24 protein-coding genes and 2 pseudogenes are annotated in these 24,469 nt (G+C 66.4%); 14 read left to right on the top strand and 12 right to left on the bottom strand.

The window, feature by feature from the left end:
* Positions 1-17 precede the first annotated feature (17 nt).
* Together ACE37B_RS04980 and ACE37B_RS04975 are read right to left on the bottom strand one after the other, a co-directional pair.
* Complete coding sequence (locus ACE37B_RS04980; RefSeq protein WP_409922912.1) at positions 18-635, bottom strand: hypothetical protein; 618 nt, start codon at positions 633-635, stop codon at positions 18-20.
* Positions 636-848 (bottom strand): annotated as a pseudogene (locus ACE37B_RS04975) (TetR family transcriptional regulator); the annotation flags it as partial.
* On the opposite strand from ACE37B_RS04975, the gene ACE37B_RS04970 reads away from it, so the two are divergent.
* The 4 genes and pseudogenes from ACE37B_RS04970 to ACE37B_RS04955 all read left to right on the top strand — a co-directional run bounded on the left by ACE37B_RS04970 (position 838) and on the right by ACE37B_RS04955 (position 3,584).
* The gene (locus ACE37B_RS04970; RefSeq protein ID WP_409922172.1) at positions 838-1,320 is read left to right on the top strand and encodes an LLM class flavin-dependent oxidoreductase; all 483 of its coding nucleotides are present in this window, start codon (positions 838-840) and stop codon (positions 1,318-1,320) included. The pseudogene ACE37B_RS04975 and the gene ACE37B_RS04970 overlap by 11 nt on opposite strands.
* A 292-nt stretch (positions 1,321-1,612) precedes the next feature.
* Positions 1,613-1,885: pseudogene (locus ACE37B_RS04965) on the top strand (peroxiredoxin family protein); the annotation flags it as partial.
* A gap of 11 nt (positions 1,886-1,896) precedes the next feature.
* Positions 1,897-2,343 carry a hypothetical protein gene (locus ACE37B_RS04960; RefSeq protein ID WP_409922171.1) on the top strand — a complete coding sequence of 149 codons (447 nt, stop codon included), beginning with the start codon at positions 1,897-1,899 and terminating at the stop codon, positions 2,341-2,343.
* A gap of 344 nt (positions 2,344-2,687) precedes the next feature.
* On the top strand, positions 2,688-3,584 hold the full coding sequence (locus tag ACE37B_RS04955) for an acyl-CoA thioesterase (RefSeq protein ID WP_409922170.1): 897 nt from the start codon (positions 2,688-2,690) through the stop codon (positions 3,582-3,584).
* A 53-nt stretch (positions 3,585-3,637) separates the two neighbouring features.
* Here the strand turns inward: ACE37B_RS04955 and ACE37B_RS04950 are convergent, their stop codons facing one another.
* The 3 genes from ACE37B_RS04950 to ACE37B_RS04940 form a co-directional block, all read right to left on the bottom strand.
* Positions 3,638-4,129 carry an NUDIX domain-containing protein gene (locus ACE37B_RS04950; RefSeq protein ID WP_409922169.1) on the bottom strand — a complete coding sequence of 164 codons (492 nt, stop codon included), beginning with the start codon at positions 4,127-4,129 and terminating at the stop codon, positions 3,638-3,640.
* Positions 4,130-4,178: 49 nt separating this feature from the next.
* Positions 4,179-4,514 carry a putative quinol monooxygenase gene (locus tag ACE37B_RS04945; protein ID WP_409922168.1) on the bottom strand — a complete coding sequence of 112 codons (336 nt, stop codon included), beginning with the start codon at positions 4,512-4,514 and terminating at the stop codon, positions 4,179-4,181.
* 86 nt (positions 4,515-4,600) lie between these two features.
* Entirely contained in the window at positions 4,601-5,779 is a 1,179-nt protein-coding gene (locus tag ACE37B_RS04940; protein WP_409922167.1) for an ABC transporter substrate-binding protein, read from the bottom strand.
* A 218-nt stretch (positions 5,780-5,997) separates the two neighbouring features.
* Between ACE37B_RS04940 and ACE37B_RS04935 the strand changes: the two genes are divergently transcribed.
* Positions 5,998-8,742, top strand: coding sequence for a fibronectin type III domain-containing protein (locus ACE37B_RS04935; RefSeq protein WP_409922166.1), 2,745 nt, complete (start codon positions 5,998-6,000; stop codon positions 8,740-8,742).
* Between the two features lie 25 nt (positions 8,743-8,767).
* Here the strand turns inward: ACE37B_RS04935 and ACE37B_RS04930 are convergent, their stop codons facing one another.
* Positions 8,768-9,061, bottom strand: coding sequence for a DUF3039 domain-containing protein (locus tag ACE37B_RS04930; RefSeq protein ID WP_409922165.1), 294 nt, complete (start codon positions 9,059-9,061; stop codon positions 8,768-8,770).
* A gap of 101 nt (positions 9,062-9,162) precedes the next feature.
* On the opposite strand from ACE37B_RS04930, the gene ACE37B_RS04925 reads away from it, so the two are divergent.
* Complete coding sequence (locus tag ACE37B_RS04925; RefSeq protein ID WP_409922164.1) at positions 9,163-9,297, top strand: hypothetical protein; 135 nt, start codon at positions 9,163-9,165, stop codon at positions 9,295-9,297.
* 166 nt (positions 9,298-9,463) lie between these two features.
* Complete coding sequence (locus tag ACE37B_RS04920; protein ID WP_409922163.1) at positions 9,464-10,753, top strand: MFS transporter; 1,290 nt, start codon at positions 9,464-9,466, stop codon at positions 10,751-10,753.
* A 1-nt stretch (position 10,754) separates the two neighbouring features.
* Here ACE37B_RS04920 and ACE37B_RS04915 read toward each other — a convergent pair whose 3' ends face one another.
* The gene (locus tag ACE37B_RS04915) at positions 10,755-11,384 is read right to left on the bottom strand and encodes a metal-dependent phosphohydrolase (RefSeq protein WP_409922162.1); all 630 of its coding nucleotides are present in this window, start codon (positions 11,382-11,384) and stop codon (positions 10,755-10,757) included.
* 137 nt (positions 11,385-11,521) lie between these two features.
* On the opposite strand from ACE37B_RS04915, the gene ACE37B_RS04910 reads away from it, so the two are divergent.
* Positions 11,522-11,806, top strand: coding sequence for a DUF4031 domain-containing protein (locus ACE37B_RS04910; protein WP_409922161.1), 285 nt, complete (start codon positions 11,522-11,524; stop codon positions 11,804-11,806).
* A gap of 15 nt (positions 11,807-11,821) precedes the next feature.
* Here ACE37B_RS04910 and ACE37B_RS04905 read toward each other — a convergent pair whose 3' ends face one another.
* The gene (locus tag ACE37B_RS04905) at positions 11,822-12,307 is read right to left on the bottom strand and encodes a hypothetical protein (protein WP_409922160.1); all 486 of its coding nucleotides are present in this window, start codon (positions 12,305-12,307) and stop codon (positions 11,822-11,824) included.
* A gap of 139 nt (positions 12,308-12,446) precedes the next feature.
* On the opposite strand from ACE37B_RS04905, the gene ACE37B_RS04900 reads away from it, so the two are divergent.
* The 5 genes from ACE37B_RS04900 (at position 12,447) to ACE37B_RS04880 (ending at position 17,523) form a co-directional block, all read left to right on the top strand.
* Positions 12,447-12,989 (top strand): beta-class carbonic anhydrase, encoded by a 543-nt coding sequence (locus ACE37B_RS04900; RefSeq protein WP_409922159.1) that lies wholly within the window; start codon positions 12,447-12,449, stop codon positions 12,987-12,989.
* A 164-nt stretch (positions 12,990-13,153) separates the two neighbouring features.
* Positions 13,154-13,453: an ArsC/Spx/MgsR family protein gene (locus ACE37B_RS04895; RefSeq protein WP_409922158.1), complete on the top strand. Its 300-nt coding sequence runs from the start codon at positions 13,154-13,156 to the stop codon at positions 13,451-13,453.
* Positions 13,450-15,327: an ABC transporter ATP-binding protein gene (locus tag ACE37B_RS04890; RefSeq protein WP_409922157.1), complete on the top strand. Its 1,878-nt coding sequence runs from the start codon at positions 13,450-13,452 to the stop codon at positions 15,325-15,327. The genes ACE37B_RS04895 and ACE37B_RS04890 overlap by 4 nt, the downstream gene beginning before the upstream one ends.
* On the top strand, positions 15,327-17,108 hold the full coding sequence (locus tag ACE37B_RS04885) for an ABC transporter ATP-binding protein (RefSeq protein WP_409922156.1): 1,782 nt from the start codon (positions 15,327-15,329) through the stop codon (positions 17,106-17,108). The genes ACE37B_RS04890 and ACE37B_RS04885 overlap by 1 nt, the downstream gene beginning before the upstream one ends.
* A 61-nt stretch (positions 17,109-17,169) precedes the next feature.
* Complete coding sequence (locus ACE37B_RS04880) at positions 17,170-17,523, top strand: hypothetical protein (RefSeq protein ID WP_409922155.1); 354 nt, start codon at positions 17,170-17,172, stop codon at positions 17,521-17,523.
* Positions 17,524-17,623: 100 nt separating this feature from the next.
* Here the strand turns inward: ACE37B_RS04880 and ACE37B_RS04875 are convergent, their stop codons facing one another.
* The 4 genes from ACE37B_RS04875 to ACE37B_RS04860 form a co-directional block, all read right to left on the bottom strand.
* Entirely contained in the window at positions 17,624-18,418 is a 795-nt protein-coding gene (locus ACE37B_RS04875) for an amino acid ABC transporter ATP-binding protein (RefSeq protein WP_409922154.1), read from the bottom strand.
* A gap of 16 nt (positions 18,419-18,434) precedes the next feature.
* Positions 18,435-20,198 carry an amino acid ABC transporter permease gene (locus ACE37B_RS04870; protein WP_409922153.1) on the bottom strand — a complete coding sequence of 588 codons (1,764 nt, stop codon included), beginning with the start codon at positions 20,196-20,198 and terminating at the stop codon, positions 18,435-18,437.
* 1 nt (position 20,199) lies between these two features.
* Positions 20,200-21,459: an ABC transporter permease subunit gene (locus ACE37B_RS04865; protein ID WP_409922152.1), complete on the bottom strand. Its 1,260-nt coding sequence runs from the start codon at positions 21,457-21,459 to the stop codon at positions 20,200-20,202.
* A gap of 84 nt (positions 21,460-21,543) precedes the next feature.
* A complete protein-coding gene (locus tag ACE37B_RS04860) occupies positions 21,544-22,761 on the bottom strand; it encodes an amino acid ABC transporter substrate-binding protein (protein WP_409922151.1) in 1,218 nt (405 codons plus the stop codon).
* 225 nt (positions 22,762-22,986) lie between these two features.
* Here ACE37B_RS04860 and ACE37B_RS04855 point away from each other — a divergent pair, with 225 nt between their 5' ends.
* A complete protein-coding gene (locus tag ACE37B_RS04855; RefSeq protein WP_409922150.1) occupies positions 22,987-24,465 on the top strand; it encodes a leucyl aminopeptidase in 1,479 nt (492 codons plus the stop codon).
* Positions 24,466-24,469 lie beyond the last annotated feature (4 nt).

The following is a 24,469-nucleotide window of genomic DNA, read 5'->3' as shown; positions in this document are numbered from 1 at the left end:
TCGCTCAAGAAGTGCCGCTACGAGCGGGTTCGACCGCGCTCGAACGCCGCGATTGTCGGGCGGCCCCGCCGGCCTGGAGGTGTGTGATTGCGCCAGCGCTGAGGTGCGAGGCCGTTGAGTCCGATCCGACATTTCCGGGCGCTCCCAATCAGGCAACGGTGCGTCATGTCCCAGTTGAACACCAGCGCGTGCTGCGTCGGGTGTTGTCGGCAGCCCGGTGTCGGGCGAACCGTCAGCGTTGATGGTTGTCGACGAGACGTCCGATCAACACGGACAGTTGCTTGTCGGACGCGAGCACGGTCAGCGTCGGTGGAGGCCGCAGTGCGGAGCCATCGGTCCTCGGTGCATGCCCATCCTGTGGTGAGGGCCATGAGGGCGGCGGGGAGTACGTCGAGGCCGATGGCGCCGGAGTCGTCGGCTCGATCGCGTTCGAGTCGGTCCCGGTGGACCTTGAACGCGGTGAAGGGGCCATCGCCGGATGCAGATCGGTCGCCGTCCATGAGTGCTCGGGCCATCGTCTGGAAGCTCGCCGGGTGCGACGCAACGTGTTCGAGGCCTTTCTTGTAGCCGTCGACCGGGTCGTCGGTGTCGAGCACGGCGTCGGCGTTCATCGTTCGTTGCATGACTTCGGCCACGAGCTCGTCCTTCGAGTCGAAGTGGCGAGTGATGAGCGAGTGCTTGAATCCGCCGTGGCGTGCGATCTGTCGGAGCGAGACCTCGGAGGGGCTGCGTGGCGAGCAGGTCTTCGGCGGCCTCGAGGATGTCCTTGCACCTCGTCGCGCTTGCGGTATGGAGCCCGTTCGGCCATCGTCGAAAGCAGGGTAGTGCGGCCGGGCGGTGCTCGGCATCGGACGAGGTGATTCCTCGCTCGGCTACCTGGGGCGCAAGCCGGCCTCGGTTGCGGACTTCGAGACCTACCTCCGGCGCCTTCGAGGCTTCTTGCACGGTGAGGAGGTTGACCTCGGTGATGCAACCAGCCGCAACATGTGGGTCTCCAACAGTGACCTGCCTCCGGTCCCCATCGACATCGCAGCAACCGGACCGAAGGTCACTGCGATCGCAGCACGGCTCGCCGATCGGGTGACCTTCGCCGTCGGTGCCGATCCCGTCCGGCTGCGTGACTCAATCGAGTTGGTTCGCAAGGAGCGAGAGGCGGCAGGGCTCGATCCGTCGAGCATCTCGGTCGGCGCGTACATCAACGCAGTGGCGCATCCCGACGTCGGCTTCGCACGCGAGATCGCACGAGGCAGCACAGCAACCTTCGCCCACTTCTCCGGCATGGCCCGCCTCGCCCCCGAAGTACTCCCTGCACTCCGATGATGGAAGGCGAGAACACCGCGGAACACCACACCGATGAGCCGGACAGCGAGCCGTTTGCTCGCTGTCACGAGTCGGGGCTGTGGGAGGACGAGTTGGGCGGGCTCAGCTCGGGCACGGGCCCCGCCAGGATCCGGTCGGCGAATTCCCGACTGGGCCGGCGGTGGGCGCCCGATTCCCCGACGTTGTCGCTGTCACCCATTCCGGTCAGGTGATCGACGTCCACGCGCACCGTGCGGATCGGGCGTCGGTGTTCGTGTTCTACCGCTCGGCGGTGTGGTGACCGCCCTGCCGCGCGCAGTTGGTCGAGCTGCAACAGCATGCCCAAGCCTTCGCCGACGCCGCCATCGCGCTCGACGCGCTCAGCTACGACGAGGTCGATGCGCTGGCCGACGACGCACGCGCCCATGAGGTCACGTTTCCGCTGCTGTCGGACCCCGACAGTGAGATCATCGAGCGGTTCGGGATCATCAACACGCGGCGTTCGGCGAGGAGATCCACCTCCGGATACTCGACGCTCCGCCCGGCCAGGTGGCGTTCGACGTCACCTTCGATGGTGACCTGCTGAGATCCTTGGTGGTGCACGATCTCATCGTGCGCTTCGCCGTCCCCGACGGCCAACACCTCCACGATGACCCCGTCCCGGGCGGCATGATCGCGACCTCGGTCGAGATGGAACCCGACGTCGCGCTCGTCGTCGAGCCGGCGGTACCTCACCCGACGAAACCGCACACCCTCGCCGGCACCGGCGAGACGCTCCAGATCTTCGAAGGCGACGTCCAGATCCGTGTGCTGCTCACGCCGGTCGCTGGCCCGGCTGGACGGGCCGTTCGTGCAGCGCGTGGCGGGCACCGTGCGATGGCAGTCGTGCGACGACGACGTGTGCCATCTCCCGCGGCGCGAGTGCTTCACCATCGACATCCCGCAGCCCGGTACGACAACCTCGGCCTCGAGGTCGCGAATCAGGCCGGTATGGACGTCACCGCCCACCTCACCAGGATGGTCAGCCGCCGGACCGATCCGTGAACCCGGGTCAGGAAGCGTCAGCTTCGGGAACGTGATGGGCTTCATGTGATCTTCCGATCAAGCCCGCTGCACCATCGTCACCGACAGCGAGAACGGGCGGGTGGATCACCGACGTATCTACCCTTGCCGAGCGTCACATCATCTCGGGCCATGTTCGGCCACTCGAGTTCCATCTACCGCCGGCTGCAGGTCTCTCTGCTGATCGCGGCGACGGCCACTCACCGTCGCCGTCGGCATCGCGAGCAGTTCGCCACCAGCGCGCAGAAGCCAGTGGCCGCCGACACCTGACTGCGTGCGATTCGTCAGATTGGGTTCGAACGAAGTGGGCGCGCCACGCTGTGGCGATGTCCGATCCCAACGTGTCGAGCCCGACGCCCACCGTGACGTCGACCGTGACGTCGACCGTCACGTCGACCGTGACAGGGCTGGAGCGCTTCGACCTGCTCGATCTCCAGCCGACCGGCAACGCGACCTCGTTCCGGCTCCCCGTCACCCGCCAGCTGAGCACGCCATTCGGGTTCCTCTACGGCGGCTCGGGAATCGCCGCCAGCGCTGAGGCCTCCGAGCGAGTGTCAGATCGCCCGCTGCAGTGGATCACGACGCAGTTCCTCGGATCACCCGGGCCCGGTGACGTCGTCGACATCGAGGTCCACGTCGCCGTGGAAGGACGCGTGACGACGCAGACTCAGGTGAGCGGGAGCGTCGACGGCCGGCTCGTGTTCACGTCACTGTGTGCGCACAACGTGCGGCCCGCAGGTGACGAAGCGTCGTTCGCCGACATGCCCACGGTGCCGCCGCCGGCGGATTGCCCCGAGTTCGCGATGCCGTTCGACGTCGCCCACGACGGCTCGTTCTTCGACCACCTCGAACGGCGCATGGCTCGCGGCGTCGTCGCCGGCGACGCGATCGGTCGACCGCAGACGCCGCCGATCGGGATCTGGGCGCGCTTGACGGCGCACCCGACCGGGAGCGCGGCGACGCAAGGATTCATCGCCGACATGGGACCGCTCGTCGTGTGCGCCACCCTGGGCATCGCGCCCGGCGGCACCAGCCTCGACAACACCATCCGCGTCGTCGACCCACGTCCGAGCGAGTGGGTGTTGCTCGAGATGACGCCCGACGGATTCCACCGCTCCGTCGGCCACAGCACGGTGCGGATCTGGTCGGAGGATGGCCGATTGCTCGGCATCGCCCAGCAGTCCGCCATCATCCGTACAAGCCACCACGACGCCCAAGCCTGACCCAGCGATGAGAACCGGCGTGAGGGGTCCGCACGGGTTCTCATCGCTGGGTGTCAGGTGCCGGTGAGGATGGGGGACGCTGGCGGGCCGTCGGTGACGAGGTCGGTCAGCAGCGGGCCGAGGCGCTGCGGAGCGAAGCGCGTCCCAGCGTGAGCGGCGGTTTCGATGTCGGCGAGTGACCACCACCGGAGTTCGTGGAGTCGCTCCTCGCGGAGTTGCTCCCAACTGAGCAGCGGGGCCGGTTCGATGCGGCGTTCGATCGGGACGAGGTAGAAGCGGTCGCGTTGGCCGTCCCACTGGCCGTCGACGAACGGGATGATGTGTTCTCGGTCCCAGACGTGCGGGCCGAGCGTCATCTCGGAGAGCCCGACTTCCTCGGCGAGCTCGCGGTGCAGCGCCGTCTCGTGGTCTTCGCCAGGGTCGAGCCCGCCGCCTGGGAGCGCCCACACGGTGCCGATCGGGAACTCGAAGCGCACCAGCAGCACCGACGCGTCCGGGGTGAGCAGAATCGCCCGCACGGCTTGGCGAATGCGCAACGAACTCACGGGCGAGGACGGTACCGCGTGCTCGGGCCGTGGCGATGAGGCGTGTGGCTCAGAACTCGGCGGTGGCGATGCCGTTGGCGTTGTAGACCGGGCCGACCGCGTCGGTGCGGTACTTCTTCACGTCCGCGCCCGTGATGCCCATCTGGCCCAGCTTGGCGCGCATGTTGGTGTAGTTCGGATGCAGGAAGTGCGCCTCCAGCGTGGCGGCGTCATCCCACAGTTCGTACACGACGATCACGTCGTCACGGCACGGGTCGGCGCTGAACACGTACGCCAGGCAGCCCGGCTCCTCGTCGCGGGTCGCCTGCTGCAACGCGGCGCTGGCCTCGATGCACGCGGCGCGCTTGTCGGCGGGAATGAAGATGTCTCCGGCTACAACGATCATGGCCGCCAGTGTCGCGAAGCAGGGCTGGCTGCATCGTGTCAGACGGACGCCGTTGTTCAGGACGCGGTTGTTCAGGAGGCGGTTGTTCAGGAGGCGGCGGCGACTGCGCCGGCGACCAACTGCATCAGTTCCACGATGTTGGTGCCCCAGCGCCTGGCCAGCTCGTCGGGTACCTCGGCGATCGCCCCGTTGCGGACCGCGGAGATGGCGTCCCATCCGGGACGCCCTGCGGCCTCGGCTGCTGACGCAGCGCAGCAATCGATGTCGGCGAGCACGATCACGTCGGGGTCGCCGGCGATGAGATCCGAGGTCGGTAGGAACTGCGTCGTCTCGTCCGACGGGGGTACGACCGATTCGAGGCCCAGTTCGCCGTACAGCGAATCGATCAGCGTGCCGGGGGAGTAGGTGGCGAGCCCGGGATCGATCTCGTGGAAGTAGGTGAGCCCGCTGGAGGGCGCAAGGGCAGCGAGCACCGCGTCGACCTCGGCGCGCATCGAGGCGACCAACCGCTCGCCGTCCGCTTCACGCCCGATCGCGCGAGCGAGGTCGAGAATCTGTTGCTCGACGCCGGCACGAGTCGTCGGTGTGGCACCGTCGAACACAGCGAATCCGGCGGCAGCCAGGTCCTCCATCGTGACGCTCGTGTCGAGGTTGCCGACGATGACGAGGTCGATGCCGAGCGACCTCAGATCGTTCAGGTCGAGATCCTCGGCGTCGAGGAAGTCTCTGACGACGCCGGTGGCTCCGTCCGGTATCGCCGATTCGGAGTCGACGCCGACGAGCAGGTCTGCCGCGCCGAGTTCGGCGAGCGTCTCGGTGTGTGTCGGGTCGAGGGAGACCACGCGTCGGATCGCAGCAGCCTCGGGTAGCGGAACCGAGGGCACCGTCGTCGAAGCGACCGTCGTCGGCGTCTCCAGTTCGGGCCGAGGTGGTGCGATCGTGGTCGTCGGAATCGCTCCGTCGTCGGTGGCGATGATCACGTCGTCGTCGAGGGCGATGCTGTCGACGACCTCGGGGACCAGTCCGTCGTCGACCACGGCCGGATCGAAACCGTCAGCGTCTGAGTCTTGGCTGCCGGTGCCGTCGTCGTCGAGCGGCGTGAAGGTCGAGTCGGCGGAGACCGTGTCAGGCTCGTCGGCCCCGGTGTTGGCGTCGGTTCCGGCGTTCGGTGCGGTGTCGGCGTCGTCACTCGAACAGCCTGCGAGCACGACCAAGCCGAGCGCGAGGCCTCCGATCACTCGTTGCACCGTCGAGGACCACGCCATGCGTCGAGGATAGGGCCGAGAGCGGTCGACCTTCGATCATCGCCGGTCGAACGATCTCGTGCGTCGATTTGCCAGCAGTCGCGGCACACCGCGCCAGGCTGACGCTTGGTGATGATTCGACCGCTCTGAGCGCGAACGCAGCACGGTGGGTGCGCGCGGCACGTCAACATCGTGTCAACGACCGTCAACTCGGTGGCGTGAGCGCCGATACTCGACTCATGGACAACGGGCGGTCTTCGAGGGTGCGGCGCTTCGTCGCGGGATTCGCGGTGGTCGCGGTCGGGGTGCCGCTGGTTGGGTTGTCGGTCGACAGCGTTGCCGCGCAAGCCGATCCAGTGATTCCCGACGACGGTCTCGGCCCGATCGTCATCGCAGCGCCGCCACAGGTCTCCGAGCGCACCGAGATCCTGGAGGCCGGTGTCACCGGACTCGTCTCGCCGCTCATCGACTCGTTCCCGAACGAGCAGGTGCAGGTGTTCGCGTTCGCCGAGGTCGGCGACGTCATGTACGTGGGCGGCAAGTTCCTCGAGGTCGTCACGGCGGCAGGAGCCACCCACGACCAGCCGTTCCTCGCTGCGTTTGACCGCAACAGTGGCGCGTGGATCGACACGTTCCGTCCCGATCTCGACGGAGCGGTGTGGGATCTCAAGCTGCTGGCCGACGGACGCCTCGCCGTTGCTGGCCAGTTCACGAACGTGAACGGCGCCGCCGACACCGCGGCGATCGCGTTCATCGATCCGGCAACGGGTGCCGTCGACGCCGAGCGGGTCGGGATCCGTCTGACCGGATCGACGCGACGGGCGTTGGTGCGGGCCATGGACATCGACAACGGTTTCCTCTACCTCGGCGGCAACTTCACTCGATTGACCGGCTCCGACGGAATCGAACGCAGCACCGGGCAGATCGCACGCCTCCGTCTCAGCGACGGTCGAGTCGACGGCGCCTTCCTGCCCAATGTCGGAGGCGTCGTCTTCGACGTCGACGCCGACGGCGACCGCGTGTACATCGTCGGGAACTTCCAACTCGTGAACGGCGTGTTCAACCCCGGTCTGGGCGTCGTCTCGGCCGACAACGGCAGTCTGGTTCCGAACCTCCAGCCGTTCGTCCGCACGAATCCCCGTTCGTACCAACAGGCGATCCTGTCGCGCGGTGACGAGGTCTGGCAGGTCGGTTCCGAGCACAACCGCCAGGCGTATCGCACCTCCGACTACCAACTCATCCGGAGCTGGGTCAGCGAGCCCTTCGGCGACGGTCAAGCCGTCGCCGAGTTGAACGGCATCGTCTACACCGGCAGCCACGCGTCCCTCCGAGGCGGACCGACCTGGTTGTATCGCGATGCGATCACCTGGCCGGGTCTGCAAGGACAGACCGGACGCAAGCCGATCCGATTCATGGCGGCGTTCGACCCGATGGTGCACGAGCAACTCGATTGGGTGCCCCAGCTCGGTTCGAACGGCGGCGAAGGTTCGTGGGAGCTGTTTGCCGACTCCACCGGTTGTCTCTGGTCGGGTGGCGACTTCACGCGAGGCAGCTTCGACGGTAGCGTGCCCCGCTTCGCCCGGGGCTTCCTCAAGCTCTGTGCAGCCGACCAGACCCCGCCCGAACCGCCCTCTGCACCGGTCGCCGAACTCGTCGGCGACGGCGTCGACATGGCGTGGACGGCATCTCCGGGCGACGATCGCCCTGGCCTCGTGCGCTACGAGATCCTGAAGAACGACTCGATCTTCGCGTCGTTCATCTCGACGCTCACGTTCCGCGACCCCGACGGGACCACCGATGATCGCTACTTCGTGCGGGCGATGGACGATGCGGGCAACCGTTCGGCGACCACCAGGGTGTTCGGCGCAGCTGTCGGCCCCGATACGTCCCGTCCGACGACGCCGCAGGATCTCTCGGCGTCGGTGGACGACAACGACGTCACCTTGACGTGGACGGCCTCGGTCGACAACGTGGCGGTGACGGAGTACGTCGTGCTGCGCAACGGTGTCGAGATCGATCGCGTGGGCGACCCGACGGTGCTCGTCGTCGACGCTCCCGATGGCGACAGCTGGTTCCAGGTGCAGGCCCTCGATGCTGCGGGCAACGCCAGCTTCCGTACGCCGCCGGTGCAGGTCACCATCGACCGGCCCGACGTCGATACCGCGCCGCCGTCCACTCCATCCGACCTCGCCGGCTCGGTGAACCCCGACGGCGACATCGAGCTCACCTGGACGGCGTCGGTCGACGACGTGGCCGTGGTCGACTACCTGGTGTACCGCAACAACGTCGTCATCGACACGGTGACCGAGCCCGCGGCGCTGTTCGTCGATCCACCGGTCGGCGACAACTGGATGCAGGTGCGGGCTCGCGACGCAGCTGGCAACGAGAGCTTCAAGACGCCCCCGATCCGCATCACCGTCGACCCGGACCCAGCGGTCGATACGACGCGTCCGACGACGCCGACGGATCTCGCCGGGGCGTTCGACGATGTCGGCGACGTCACGCTGACCTGGACCCCCTCGACGGACAATGTGGCGGTCACCGAGTACGTGGTGTTGCGAAACGGTACCGAGATCGGCCGTACCGTCGATCCGACGTTCGTCGTCAACTCTCCGCCCGTCGGTCCGAGCTGGTTCCAGGTGCAAGCGCTCGACGCCGCTGGCAACGAGAGTTTCCGAACGCCTCCGCTTCGCCTCGACGTCGCCGGCCCCGACACGACGCCGCCGACGACGCCACAGGACCTCGCTGGAGCGATCGACCCAGCGACCTCGTTCGCGACCCTCACGTGGGCCGCATCCGTCGATGCCGTGGGAGTGACGGAGTACGTCGTGCTGCGCAACGGCGTGGAGGTCGACCGAGTCGACGGTGCCACGCTGACGGCCGACGTCGCTGCCCAAGTCGGCGGCAACTGGTATCAGATCCAGGCGCTCGACGCCGCCGGCAACGAGAGCTTCCGGACCCCGCCGCTCCGCCTCGACCTGTGACGTGCTGCGTCGTGACGTGCGGTGCTCAGTCGATCGGGGTGTCGCGGTTCACGTTGTCGCTGAAGCGTTTGTACATCTCGTAGATCGACTTGCACTGTTCGCAGATCGGGAGTTGCTTGGGATCCTTCGACGGAACCCAGACGAATCCGCACAGTGCTTCGATCGGCGTGCCCATGATCCGCGCCTCGAGCACCAATGCGGCGCCGTTCTCGCCGGGCCCGGCCTTCACGATATGTGCCGACGTGGGTTCGCCGGTCTCGGTCGTCTGCTCGGTGTCGCTGTCGAGGTCGACCACCGGCATCGTTTCGAGGTCCGTCATCGGCCCAGTCTGCCAGCCGTCGGTGCGCTCGAGAAGGCGAAACGATCGATGAACTCGGTCAGCGTCGGGCATCGTCGCCAGCGCTGCGGTACCGTGAAGACGTGTTGATCACCATCATCGTCGCCGTCGGTGCCGCCGTAGCGGGAGCGATCGGCGTGATCGGAAGCCAGCGCGATCCCGAGCCTGCGCTGATTCCGGTGCCCGTGAGGCGGCCTCGCCGCCCTCGGCGCGACTGAGCGTTGCCGCATGCCAGCGCGGCGAGTTGACGCGTCCCGCGGCGAGAAGACGGCGTCGGTCGCGGTTGGATCCTGCGCGATGACGGCCGGAGGATGGCATCGATGAGACGCACGACACAGTGCCCCGAACCGCCGCAATGGATGTAGGTCGGGCAGAGTGGAAGGAATGTTGCGGGGGAAAGCATCAGCGACGGGCGAGGCGCGCCGTGCTCGATCGAGTGCGTTCACGTCACTGCGCATACCTGCGTACCGCCAGCTGTGGTGGGCTGGACTCTTTTCGTTCTTGTCGGTCCAGATGCAGTTTCTCCTCCGTGGTGTCCTCGCCTGGGACCTCACCGAGAGCGAAGGGGCACTCGGGTTGGTGTACTTCAGCTTCGGTGTGTCGATGCTCATCGCCACCCCGCTGGGCGGCGTCGCTGCCGACCGGCTTCCGAACCGTCGTGTGCTCGTCGTCAGCCAGTCCGTGTTGGTGTGCGGAGCGATCGGGATGGGGATCGTCGTCGTCACCGACGTGGCACAGCTCTGGATGCTCGTGATCGCTGCCGTCGCACAGGGATTCGCGTTCGGGTTCTACGGCCCGGCTCGCATGGCGTTTGCCGCCAAGCTGGTGGGCCGTGATCAGATCGGCAACGCGATCACGCTGTCGATGCTGAGTCTGAACGGTACGAGAGTCTTCGCTCCGGCGTTCGCCGGGATGCTCGCTGGCATCGCGTTCTTCGGGATCGGCGGGGCGTACCTGGTCAGCGGCACCTTCTCGGTGCTCGCGCTCGTCTTCTTGCTGCGTTGCCCGCACGGAGAGGTGATCGGTGAAGTCTCCACGTCCGGGCCGTTCGCCGAGATCGCCGATGGCGTCCGTTACGTCCGAGAGCATGCTCCGCTGCGGCGACTCGTGGTCAGTTCGTTCTTCGTCATCATGTTCGGCTTCAACTACGTCGCCTTCATCCCGGCGCTGGTCAAGGACGTCTTCGGCCTCTCGAACGGTTACGTGGGATTGCTGATGTCGGGGAGCGCGATCGGAGCGGTCGTGGTGTCGTTCTGGTTGGCTCGTCACGCCGACGGGCCGAATGCTCGACGGCTGATGATCGTGTCGGGCGTGTGTTTCGGAGGGGCCGTCCTGGCGCTGGCGTTGGCGCCGGTGTTCGCGCTCGCCGTGGTCGCGGTCGCCGGTGTCGGCGCCGCTGCGGCCGGTTACCAGTCGCTGTCGAACACGATCGCGTTGTCGATGAGCGACGACGCGCATCAGGGCCGTGTCCAGTCGTTGCTGATGTTGAGTTTCGCCGGGTTCGGCATTGCGGCGGGCCCGTTGGGCTTGCTGGCCGAGGCGGTCGGGCTCCGCGTCGCGATGGCGCTGATGGGTGTCGTCGCCGCGTCGGCCTGCGTGGCGTACGTGGTGATCGAGCGAGTGGCTCCTTTCGACGGCGTGGTCGACCGGCGTACGTCGAGCGTGGTGAGCTGACTCAGCGAGCTGCGAGTTCGGCCAGTTCCGCTGTGAGGTTGCCGCGTGCGCGTTCGTCCCAGCGGGCCCGGCCCTGCTCGGTCGCGAAGATCGACGGTCGGTCGAGCAACGACTGCAGCACCGCAGCGCGCCCGGTGGCCCAGTCGATGTCGTCGACATGGCGGTACTCGGCGCGAACCTGGGTGCTGTAGTCGCCGTAGGCGGCCGGGTCGGCGCCGAGGATCGCCAGGTCCGCGTCGAAGAGCACCGCGGTGTCGGTGTCGGCCGGTTGGTGATGATCCTTGGTTCCCTCGATCATCTGCACGACACGCTCGATGCGTGCGTCGACCCAACCGAGCGTGCGGAGATCACGAGCCGCGAGGCGGGCACTGGCGCGCTCGTTGGCCGGTGACGCCGGTTCGTACACGGCGTCGTGATAGCACGCAGCGGCGACGACGGCTCCGTGGTCGACGAGGTCGCAGCCGTCAGCGGCCAGCGCATCGATGTGTCGTATCACCCACGCCACATGTCGGACCGTGTGATAGCGGCGGTGCTTCTCCCGGTGCCGAGCAAGGAGTCGATCGAGCAGTTCCGTGGTCGGCGCCACGTGACGCTGCCACGCCACGCTCAGTTCCAGAATGTCATCGCTCACCAACTCGAGTGTGGCACGCGGGGTCGGCCCGGCCGATTCGCGTCGCACGCGATGTCGAGGCCAGTTCGGTGCCGGCTCGTGGTCGGGGCGTCGTCGTCGATGCGTCGTCGGTGCGTCGAGCTGGCATGATCGGTGTGGTGGCGATCTTGATCGACGATGCTCGCTGGTGGTTCCAGGGCCGGAAATGGTGCCACATGGTCAGCGATGTCTCCTATGACGAGTTGCTGGAGTTCGCCGACGACGTCGGGATCCCGCGCCGCGGCTTTCAGGGTGATCACTACGACATCCCCGAGGAATACCGCGCCGCGATGATCGAGGCGGGGGCGATCGAAGTGGAAAGCCGCGAGCTCGTTCGTCGACTTCGAGCCGCTGGGCTGCGGCTCAGTCCGAACGAGCGCCGCGCCCGTATCGCTTCCGGCTGAGCCCCGACCCTCGGTTCAACTCCGCCAGCGAGGCGGGGCCCCGAGCAGCGCTCGCGGGCATGAGGTGGATCGTCCGATGACGAACCACTCGATCAATTCGAGGCCGCCGTCGTCGAAGCGAGCGGACAGCTCCGTCCAGCGTTCGAGGTCGTCGACGTGATCGGAACCGCCCGGTCGGACAGATGCGAGGATCACGGCGGCGACGTCGCCGAGACGCAACGACGCCTCGATGAGCAACTCGGCGACCTCGAGCACCGCCTCCTGGTCGGTCGTGCCGTCGACCGACAGCACGCAGATGCCTCGGTCCGCGTCGTCGAGGAGCACGGCGATGGTCTCGTGGCGCGGCGGGTCGGCGGCGACGGCATCGAGCAGGCCGCCTGCGAGCTCGGCCGTGTTGATCGGGTCGATGCCGGCGCGGGGCAGGCGACGAGGTAGACGAGGAGGCAGGCGACGAGCTGCGGCGGGTCGGTGGAGTCGATGAGGGGTCGGTGGAACGGGCATGGTGCTCCCTGAACGTCGAAGTGATCGAGGGAGGAGTCGGTCGTGCGCACGATAGCGATGCCCTGTCACAGCGATCTGTCGTCCGCCGTGCGACGCGGCCGATGTGCAAATGGTGCCTCGACGCTGCGACAATCGGTGTGTGACCGACCATGCCCGCCACGATGACCGGCCGTTCGTTCCCTCCGCCGACCAGTTGATCGCTGGCAACCAGCGCTTTGCCGCCGAGTTCGCCGATCACGACCTGCAGGTCCGGCCGTCTCGCAACCTGGCCGTCGTCACCTGCATGGACTCGCGGATGGACATCTTTCCGCTGTTGGGTCTCGGCCATGGCGAGGCGCACATCATCCGCAACGCCGGTGGGGTGATCACCGACGACGTGATCCGTTCGCTGTGCTTGTCGCAGCGCTACCTCGGGACACGTGAGATCGTGCTCGTCCACCACACCGATTGCGGACTGCAGTTGGTGACCGAAGACACCTTCAAAGCCGAGATCGAAGCCGAGATCGGGATCAAGCCGTGGTGGGCGGTCGAGTCGTTCGCCGATCCGTATCTCGATGTGGCCCAATCGATCAAGCGCCTGCGGCTGACGCCGTTCGTCCTGCACAAGGAACACATTCGTGGTTTCGTGTACGACGTGTCGACAGGTCGGATGGACGAAGTCGACCCCGACACCGCCAGCTGACGCTCCAGCGAGCAGATCGTCGCGCACGCGTGTGTCGATCGCAGCGAGGCGATCCGCGGTCTCGCGTATCGATCCGTCGATCGCGACGCTGCAGGCGTAGCGTGGGTCTCATGTCGGACGTGACGATCTACCACAACCAACATTGAAACTCGTCGGTCAATGCCGTGCGCATTGCTGAAGAACTCGGAGTCGAGGCCAACATCGTGCTGTACATCAAGGAGCCGCCGACGGCGGACGAGCTTCGCGAGATCATCGCGAAGCTGGAGGATCCGGCGACTGATCTCGTGCGCCGTGACAGCAAGTTCAAGAAGCTCGAACTGACCGACGACGACGTGGCCACCGACGACCAGATCGTCGACATCTTGGTCAAGCACAAACAACTCCTGCAGCGCCCGCTCGTGGTCACCGCCGACACGGCGATCATCGGCCGACCGAAGGAGAGAGTCGCCGAGTTGCTCGGTTGAGCTCTGACCACCAACCCTCCAGCACCCGGTGGGGTCTGCTTGCGTCGACGTTGCGCGCACAGCGTCGCAATCTGACGATCGGGACCGTCATCGGGCTCGCGTGGACGGTCGGCAAGGTCGCGTCGCCGATCCTCGTTCGCTACGGCATCGATCGTGGCATCGGCGAAGGGGAACTGCTCTGGCTGTGGGCGGGCTTGATCGGTGTCGCGGGCGTCGTGGCGGGTTTCTTCACCGCGCTCCGCCGGTTCTATGCCTTCCGCGAGGCACGCTGGACCGAGACGCGACTGCGCGAGCAGCTCTTCGGGCACATCATGTCGCTGCACATCGGCTACCACGATCGTGCGCAGACCGGTCAGTTGATGAGCCGTTCGTCCAGCGACCTCAACTCGATCCAGATGTTCGTCGTGATGATTCCGATCACCCTGTCGAACCTGGCCATGATCACCGCCGTCGTCGTGATCCTGCTGGTCACCGACTGGATGCTGGCGCTCGTCGCGCTCGCCACCCTGCCGCTGATCCAGTATGCCGGCAGCCGATTCTCACGTGCCATCCATCCGGCCGTGCTCGCGGTGCAGGCCGAGCAGGCGGAGCTGGCGACCGTCGTCGAGGAGTCGGTCGGCGGCGTCCGCGTGATCAAGGGCTTCGGCGCTGAACAGGTGCAGTCGGACAAGTTGCGCACCGCAGCCGACGACATCCAGCGCGTGTCGATCCACGCCGCCCGGATCCGAGCCAAGTTCTTGCCAGCGATCGAACTGCTGCCTCAACTCGGACTGGTCGCCGTGCTGTGGTTCGGCGGTCTGCAGGTCATCGATGGCGAGCTGACGATCGGTCAACTCGTGTTGTTCAACGTGTTCGTCGCGCTGCTCGTTCAACCGCTGCGAATGATCGGTATGACCATCGCGTTCGCTCAGCGGGCGGCGGCCGCGCTCGAGCGCGTCAACGAGATCCTCGACGTGGCGCCGGAGGTGATCGATCCGGAGCGGCCGAAGGCATTGCCGACCGACGGTGCGCTCGGTGCGGTGCGATTCGACGGGGTGCGGTTCGCGTACCGCACCGCCGCACAGCGAACCGCCGATGCGGCTGGGATCGCCGATCCGGACGGCGACGCGGCCATCACGGTGCTCGACGGGTTCGATCTCGACCTCGCTGCCGGGGAGTCGGTGGCGATCGTCGGGGCCACCGGGTCGGGGAAGTCGACGATCGCCCGACTGCTCGTTCGCTTCTACGACGTCGACGCAGGCTCGGTGTCGATCGACGGTATCGACGTACGAGAACTCCCCGTGCACGATGTGCGCCGCGCCGTCGGCATCGTCTTCGAAGACACGCTGCTGTTCCACGACACCGTCCGGGCCAACATCGCGTTCGCCTACCCCGATGCCGCCGATGACGACATCGAACGGGCGGCTCGACTCGCCGGAGCACACGACTTCGTGATGGGTCTCCCGGACGGGTACGACACGTTGCTCGGTGAGCGCGGCTTCTCGCTCTCGGGCGGCCAGCGACAGCGCATCGCGATCGCTCGTGCGATCCTGGCCGACCCGCGTGTACTGGTTCTCGACGACGCGACCTCGGCGGTCGACCCGTCGAAGGAGCACGAGATCCGATCGGCCATGGCGACGGTGATGGCGGGGCGCAGCACGCTGGTCATCGCGCATCGTCCGGGGACGATCGCATTGGCCGACTCGGTGGTGTTGCTCGACCGGGGCTGCGCGGTCGCCCGCGGCAGGCACGAGGAACTCCTCGTCTCCGAGCCGCGCTACCGCGAGGTGCTCGCCGCGATGGAGGAAGTCGTCGAGGAGTCGACCGACGAGCCGGACGTGCCAGACGAGACGGTCACCGACGGCGCGGCCAGCGTTCCGGGAGGTGGTGCCTGATGTTTCGCATGGGCGGCGTCACCGATGACGACAAACTCGATGCCGAGGCGACTCGACGCGTGCTGCGCCGGGCGCTGCGCATGGGCGCCCCGTTCAAGAAGACGGTGTTCGCCGCGCTCGGTTTCGTCGTCGTGTCGACGCTCGGCATCTTGCTGGGTCCCGTCATCGTCCGCCACGGCATCGACCGTGGTATCGAGCCGGGCGATCGCGACGTGTTGCGCAACGCGGTCATCGCCTACGTTGTCGTCGTGGCGATGGCGTACCTCGCAGCGCGCCAGCAGTACATCTTCGTCAACCGGGCGGGCGAAGGGTTTCTCCGAGCGTTGAGGATCCGGGCGTTCGACCACATCCAGAAGCAGTCGCTCGCGTTCTTCGACCGATATCAGTCGGGGGTGCTGATCTCGCGCATGACGGCCGACATCGAGTCGATGGCAGAACTCGTGCAGTGGGGGCTCTTGCAGTTCATCGCCGCAGTGTTCCTGATCGTGATCGCGCTGATCCTGATGTTGAGCCTGTCGTGGCAGTTGACGATCGTCGCGTTGCTCGTGTTCCCGGTGATCATCGTCGCCTCGCGCAAGTTCCAACGCGACTCCAACGCTGCCTATCTGGTCGTGCGCGAACGGGTCGGCGAGAACCTGTCGGAGTTGCAGGAAGGCATTTCCGGGGTGCGTGTCATCCAGGCGTACGCCCAGGAAGGCGAGCAGACCCGACAGTTCGTCGAGTCGAACCGCTCGCTGTACCGCTCCCACGTGCACAGCATTCGCGTGTCGACCTGGTACTTCGGGCTCGTCGAGACGATGGGCGTGTTCGCGACGGCGCTCGCGATCGGGATCGGTGGGTGGCTGGAGAGTCGCGGCGACGTCACGGTCGGCACCATCGTCGCCTTCGTGCTCCTGCTGGCGGCACTGTTCGAACCCGTGCAGCAGCTGTCGCAGCTCTACAACACGGTGCAGTCGTCGGCCGCAGCGCTCAACAAGCTGTTCACGATCCTCGACACCGAGCCCGACATCCGAGACGGCGAGCGCGAACTCGATCGGCGCGGCGAACTGACGGTCGAGCACGTCTCGTTCGCCTATCCGGGCACCGACGCCCGCGTGTTGCGAGACGTGTCGATCACGGTCGGTGACGGCGAACGCCTGGCGCTCGTCGGGCCGACGGGGGCGGGTAAGTCGACCGTGGCCAAGCTGATGGCGCGGCTCTACGACCCGACCGAGGGATCGATCCGTCTGGGTGGTGTCGATCTGCGCGACGCGACCTTGGCGTCACTTCGCCAGCGGGTCGTCGTCGTGCCGCAGGAAGGATTCTTGTTCGGCGGGTCGATCGCCGACAACGTCCGGATCGCCCGGCCGTCGGCGACCGATGCGGAACTCCGCGAGGCGCTCGATGTCATCGGAGCACTTGATCGTTTCGGGGACTTCGAGCACGGCATCGACACCGAGGTGCGCGAGCGAGGCTCGCGGCTCTCGGCGGGCGAGCGACAACTGGTCTCGCTCGCGCGGGCTGCGCTCGTCGACCCCGCGGTGCTCGTCCTCGACGAAGCGACGAGCAACCTCGACCCGGGCACGGAGGTCATCGTCGAGCGGGCGCTGGATCGATTGATGGACGGACGCACCACGATCGTCGTGGCGCACCGCTTGTCGACGATCCGACGTGCCGATCGCATCGCGGTGATCGACAACGGTGAACTGGCGGAACTGGGAAGCCACGGCGAACTCGTCGCGCTCGGTGGCCGCTACGCCGCGTTGTCTGCTGCGTGGGAGTCGAGCCAGCCAACGGTGTGAGACGACCACGGGGTGCAATCGGTTCACGGGTGGTTGACGATGCCCAGCGACGATGGACGACATGGCAAGCAACACCATCACGACCACCCGTGACTTCACGATCGCTGGCTCTCGCGAGCAGGCCGAAGAACGCATCCGACGGGCCATCACGACCCGCAAGGGCAAGATCGCGTCAGCAGATGACGGCCTCACCGCGAAGTTCGGTTCGCAGGTGATGATCCGTCTGATCGGCGGTTGGATCGCGCCGACGAAGTTCTTCCCGGTCAAGGCGACGGCCACCTTCGCAGCGTCCGACGCCGGGACCGACGTTCGCATCCACGTCGGCGATGCGATGGGCGTCGGCACGAAGAAGGGCATGACCAAGAAGTACGAACAAGCCGTCAACGAACTCGCCGACCACCTCGCCGCCGCCTGACCGCTGGGGTCAGACCCCAGACGTTCAACACGTGGGGTCAGACCCCAGACGTTCAACACGTGGGGTCAGACCCCACGTGTTGTGCGGTGTTGGCGGAACGTCAGAGGATCTGGGAGAGGAAGAGTTTCGTGCGGTCTTCTTGAGGGTTGTCGAAGAAGTGCTCGGGCGTGCCCACCTCGACGACTTGACCGTCGGCCATGAACACGACGCGATCAGCGACCTCCCTGGCGAACCCCATCTCATGGGTGACACAGATCATCGTCATGCCGTCGCCAGCGAGGTCCTTCATCGTGTCGAGAACCTCCTTGATCATCTCCGGGTCGAGCGCTGAGGTCGGCTCGTCGAACAACATGACCTTCGGCCGCATCGCGAGCGACCTCGCGATCGCCACCCGTTGCTGCTGGCCACCAGAGAGCTGACCGGGATACTTGCGAGCCTGATCGGGGATCTTCACCCGCTCCAGCAATTCCATCGCCGTCGCTTCGGCGTCGGCCTTGGGGACCTTGCGGACCTGACGAGGCGCCAGCGTGATGTTCTCGAGCACGGTCAGATGTGGGAACAGGTTGAAGCTCTGGAACACCATGCCGGTCTCTCGACGGATCTCCTGGATGTTGCGGATGTCGTCGCCGAGTTCGACACCGTCGACCACGATCTGGCCGCGGTCGTGCTTCTCCAACCGGTTGATGCAGCGGATGAGGGTCGACTTGCCCGATCCGGACGGGCCGATGACCACGACCACCTCTTGCTTGCCGACCTTCATGTTGATGTTCTTGAGCGCCTGGAAGTCGCCGAAGAACTTGTCGACGCCGGTGACGGCGATCATCTCCTCGCTCGACGCACCCATCATCTGGGTGGCGTCGGCGAAGACCTCGTGACCAGTCACGTGCTCAGTCATGTGATCGGGACCTTTCTCAGTTGCTGACGTCGAGGCGGCGTTCGAGCCGCTGACTCTCGCGGGACATGGTGAACGAGATCGCCCAGAAGCCGAACGCCACGAACACCAGCGTCTCGACCAAGCCGAAGCCTCGGAAGTCGGGTTGGGAATGCACGATCTCGCGAACGCCGAGGAACTCGAGCACACCGATGATGGTGAGCAGCGACGTGTCCTTGAACAGCGAGATGAACTGGCCGACCATCGACGGGATGACGGCCCGCAGCGCTTGGGGCAACACGATGAGCCGGGTGATCTTGCTCGGCGAGAGACCCATCGCCTGGCCGGCCTCGACCTGGCCGCGTGGCACCGCCTGCAGCCCACCGCGCACGATCTCTGCGATGTACGCCGACGAGAACATCGTGATGACGAACAGCGATTTGGTCGTGAGGGTCAGGTTGTTGCTGCCCGACGACAAGAAGAACCCGACGAAGAGTTGGGCCATCAAGAGCAGCGAGATCAGCGGGACGCCACGAATCAGCTCGATGTAGGCCGTGCAGAGCCATCGCATCACCGGCAGCGACGACCGCCGGCCGAGCGCGAGCAGCAGACCGATCGGGAACGCGAGCGAGATGGATGCCGCGGCGACGACGAGATTGAGGTGGAGCCCACCCCAGTCCTTCCAGTCGATGCCGTCGAGGTCGACCCAGCGACCGAGCTGCCACGTCACGAGGCCGAGTCCGGCGACGGTACCGAGTCGGCGGCCGTTGCCGGGGCGCCCGGACAACGCTGCGACGAGTGCGAACACGGCGACCACGAGGCCCGCCGCCAACACACCTGCGCGGATCGACGTCAGACCGGCCAGCGCGACGTAGAGGACGACACCGGCCCCGAACATGACGGCTCCGATCACGCCGCTGGTGGCGGAGGCGTCGCCGTCGTCGCGGCGGCCGACGAGGTCGAACGCGGCCGGAAGCAATGCGACGGTGACGAAGACCCAGGCGAGCTGTTCGGTCCCCGACAGCACCTGGAACGAGAGCACGCCAGCGAGCGCAGCGGCCGACAGTGTGAACGACGCTCGGTGGAGGTACTGCACGGCCGCGAGCAGCGCGACGGCGCCTCCGGCGATGAGGTACGCACTGGCGTTGTCGAGATCGCTGATCGTCGACAACACCCCGGCAGCGACGAGCAGAGGCGTCAACGGTGTCAGCGCGAGCGCGATGCCCGTGCCGCCGCGACGCGGCCGCAACGTGACGGCGAACGAGGCGCCGGCGGTGAAGAGGCATCCGGCCAGCAGCAGCCACGGCCGCCATGAGCCGAACCCGGCTCCGATGCCGAGCGCGACGACGATGAAGACGACGAAGGCCCAGTACGAACCGATGAGGTCGCGACCACCGGCGAGCTGCAGGTCGGTGCCGGACAGTTCCGCTTCGGCCTGAGCGCGCTGACGCAGCCATCCGACGAACAGTCCGATCGTGCCCGACAGCATCAGCAACTGCACGATCATCCGGGTTCGATCCTCGCGAGGGAACCGGCCCACCATGAACAGTTCGAGATTGTCGCTGACCGGCTCCCACCGAGCGTTCACGAACACGAAGCGCAAGAACAGGAACCCGAGCACCAGCGCCAGCGCGCCGAAGACCACGGTGATGATGCTGTTGTACCAGGTGTTGAAGAGGTTCGACCTGACCCATTCCTGCGGGGTCTGGTCACTGTGGCGCGGTGCGTTGCTCTCGGCGAGTCCGTGCATGATGGAGCCGCCGCCGTCCGCTGCCGACACGGTGTAGCCCACTTCGTTCGTCATGTCAGGTCCTCCCTTCGAGCTGGAAACGTCGATTGACGATGTTCAACACGAACGAGATCGCCAGTGAGAACGACAGATAGAGCAGCATCAGGATCAGGATCATCTGTGGCGCCGGCTGGTCGTTGCCGATCAGCGATTGCGTCAACGCCGTGATCTCGGGGTAGGCGACCGCCGTGGCCAGCGAGGTGTTCTTGGTGAAGTTGAGGAACTGGTTGATGATCGACGGCAGCGCGATGCGCGCGGCCTGCGGCAGCACGATGAAGCGGTAGCGCTGGAAGCTCGACAGGGCGAGGGCATTGGCCGCCTCGTTCTGCCCCTTGGCCACGGCGAGGATCGACCCGCGAATGATCTCGGCGATGTGGCTGGCCGTGTACAGGACCAGCGCCAAGGTCAGCGCGAGATAGCCGTCGTTGGTCGCGAGACCGCCTTCGATGATGCGACCTGACTCCGACACGGCGGGGAACGAGAACTGCACCGGGCCGCCGAGCGCGAGGAACGCGATGAGCCCGATGCCGAGCAGCGTGCCGAGCGAGTACAACACGCGGTGATGGTCCTGGCCGGTCTGCTCGTTGACCTTGGTGCGCCAGCGCCAGACGAGCGCAGCGATCGCCGCGGCGACGAGCATCACGAGCCAGAAGATCCCGGAGCGCTCGTCGTTCATGAACGACGGGATGCCCAGCCGGGTGTTCGAGTAGATGAGGAAGTTGCTGTCGGTTCCCGGGATCTTCAGCTCGCCGGGTGGGTTGGCGGGCGTGAACAGCGGGAGTGGGCCGGCCGTGAACAGCGCCGTGCCGACGAAGATGATGATGACCAGCGGCGGGATGTTGCGGAACGTCTCGACGTACAGCGCCGCGAGCTTGCGCAGGACCCAGTTGGTCGACAGCCGGCCGATGCCGACGAGCGTGCCCAGCACGATGGCGAGCGTGATCCCGACCACGGAGGCTGCCGCGGTGTTGCGGACCCCGACGAGGATCATCCGCCAGACCGTTGCGTCGGGGGCTTGTGCGTCGAAACCGGAGTCTCGAACCGTGAAGCCGGGGCTCGAATAGATGAAGTCGAAGTCGGTGCTGATGCCCAACCGGTTGAGGTTGTTCAGCAGATTGCTCTGCAGCACGTAGACGATGCCGACGACGATGCCCAGCGTGACGACCTGCGCCACGATTCGCAAGATCTTGATGTTGCGCCAGAACGGCGGACGCGTCGGTGTCGACGCGGGAGATGAGGGCGTCGCCGGGGGCGACAAGGATTCGGTTTCCGCCACGCGGTGACTCCCCAGAGCAGTTGGGCGGAGCGACAGGGCGGGTCAGACCCACCCTGTCGCTCGGCCGGAGATCAGCTGATCAGATCAACGGAACGGGGGCACGTACATGAGCCCACCATTGGTCCACAGGTCGTTCGGCGAGCCCTCGAGGGACAGGCCGATCGGCACGATGTGCTCGTTGTAGATCTCCTCGTAGTTGCCGACCTGGCTGATGACCTGCACCGCGAAATCGTCGGGCAGACCGAGTCCGGCGGCGGGGTTCTCTGCCTGACCGGTGAAGGCGAGGATGCTCGGGTCGTCACCGTCGTAGCTGGCGATGTTCGACGAGTCGAGGCCGAACTCCCAGGCCTGGACGGTCGCCATCACGGCCCAGTTGACGGCCTGCGCCCACTCGGTGTCGCCGTCGACGACCACCGGGCCGAGCGGCTCTTTCGAGATGACCTCGGCCATGATGAACTGCTCCTCGCCGCCTTCGCCCTCGATCGAGGACTTGAACGCCGCGAGCTGCGAGGCGTCGGAGGTCCATGCCTCGCACTGGCCTGACTCGTACGCCGGCTGCAGTTGGGTGTTGTCGGCGAACACGACCGGGGTGAACGGGATGCCTCGAGCGTTGAAGATCGTGGTGAGGTTCAGCTCGGTGGTCGTGCCCGACAGCACGCAGATGCTCGCGTCGGCGAGTTCTTCGAGCGTGGTGAAGCCGGACGAGGCGGGCACCATCATGCCCTGGCCGTCGTAGAACGTGGTGAACAAGAAGTTGGCTCCCTGCTCGCCGTCACGGCTACCCGTCCACGTCGTGTTGCGGATGAGCACGTCGACATCGCCGGACTGCAGCGAGGGGAATCGTGCGTCGGCATTGAGCGGGACGATCTCGACCGCTTCCGCGTCACCGAGAACCGCCGCAGCGACGACTCGGCAGTAATCGATGTCGAAGCCGGAGTAGTTGCCGTCGCTGTCGACGATGCCGAAGCCGGGCAGCGTCTCGTTGCCGCCGCAGCGCAGTACGCCCGCGTCGAGCACGGCCTGCAGACGGCCACCGTCGGACTGCACGACCTCGACGTCGTCGGTGGTGTCATCCGTCGCGGTCGTGTCGTCGGTGGTGTCGTCGGCAGCCGTGTCGTCGGTGGTGTCGTCGGTGGTGTCGTCGGCTGGTTCCTCGGTGGTGTCGTCGGCTGGTTCCTCGCTGGCGACGGAATCGTCAGATTCCTCATCACTGCTGCTGGAGCATGCGCCGGCGACCAGGCCGAGCGCCATCACTGCGCCGATCACCCGCCTCCGAGTCGAATGGTTCCGCTGGTTGAGCATGAGCTTTCTCCTTGGTGAATTCGCGTTGGTGATTCGCGTCGGTGAACGCCCGATGGACTCCGGACGAACGAAGCTCGAACCTAACACGAACCAGAAAAGTGGCGTGACGAGCGTCATGTTCGACCCACACCGTTCACGTCAACGAAACCCGATCGACCGATCCTGCGTCTCCACCGGCGGTCGAAGAAGTGGGGGAGGCAGCGCGCCGCTTGGCACAATGGCGAGATGATCGATGCCAGCGCCCATGTCCAGTCCGTCGCGGTTGCCACCGCCCGCTCCGTGCCGAAGGCGGCGACCGCTGTCGGCTACGCGGTCGGGACGAAGGGGGCGGTGCCGCGTCAACTCGGTGTCAATCGGGCGGCCTTGACGGCCAACGGTTTCGACGGCAAGGCCGGTCAGACGTTGGTGATCCCGTCGAACGACGGCGTCGCGGTGGCGATCGGCGTCGGAGACGCGGAGGGCATCGACGCGAAGGTGCTGCGCGACGCGGGTGCCGCATTCGTCCGCTGCGCTTCGAAGCACGCGCACCTCGCGACGAACCTGGCCGATGTCGACGGCGTCGACGCAGCGACCGCGTCACGCGCCGTCGCCGAGGGGATACTGCTCGCGTCGTATCGCTACGTCGGCTTGAAGAACGACGAGAGCTCGGGCTCCAAGCTCGAGTCGCTCACGCTGGTCACCTCGGCGAAACGCGCCAAGGACGCCGACAAGGGCGCCGCGGCGGGCGCGACGATCGCCGGCGCAGCAGCGCTGGCGCGTGAACTCGCGAACATGCCGCCGACCTACCTCAACGCTCGTGACATTGCCGACCGCGCGGTCGAGATCGCGAGTGGAGCGGGGCTCGACGTGGAGGTGTTCAACGCCGATGACCTCGCCCAACTCGGGTGCGGAGGGATCCTGGGTGTCAATCGTGGATCCACCGAGCCGCCGCGGATGGTCAAGCTCACCTACACCCCCAAGAACCCGGCCGGGCACCTCGCGCTGGTCGGCAAGGGCGTCATGTACGACTCGGGTGGCATCAGCCTGAAGCCGAGTGACGCGTTCCATCAGGTCATGAAAATGGACATGTCGGGCGCAGCCGCCGTGCTCGCGACGATGTCGGTGCTCAAGGCGCTGGGATGTCGTTCGAAGGTGACCGCGTTCTTGATGTGCACCGACAACATGCCGTCAGGATCGGCGCTCAAGCTCGGCGATGTCCTCACGATGCGCAACGGCAAGACGGTGGAGATCCACAACACCGACGCCGAGGGCCGACTGATCCTCGCTGATGGGCTGTCGCTCGCGGTCGAGGAGGAGCCCGACGGGATCGTCGACATCGCCACGCTGACGGGCGCGGTGCTGGGCGCGCTCGGCACCGACATCGCCGGTTTGCTCGGTACCGACCAAGGGCTGGTCGATCGGGTCAAGGCGTCGTCGGAAACGGTCGACGAGCCGACGTGGCAGCTCCCGCTGGAGTCGAAGCGGTACCGCAAGCTGCTCGACTCGGTGGTCGCCGACATGCGCAACATCGGCGGGCCCTACGCCGGGACGATCACGGCGACGATCTTCCTGTCGGAGTTCACGGGCGACGTCCCCTACGCGCATCTCGACATCGCGGGTCCGATGAAGGTCGACGGCGATCAGGGCATCTACTCGAAGGGCGCGACCGGCTTCGGCACGCGTCTGTTGATCGACCTCGCCTGCAACTTCTCTGCGTCGAACTGACGAG

It is taken from the genome of Ilumatobacter sp., from assembly GCF_046290335.1.
Classification (GTDB): domain Bacteria; phylum Actinomycetota; class Acidimicrobiia; order Acidimicrobiales; family Ilumatobacteraceae; genus Ilumatobacter_A.
The sequence above is the reverse complement of the archived record's forward strand: the minus strand, read 5'-3'. Positions and strand labels throughout refer to the sequence as shown.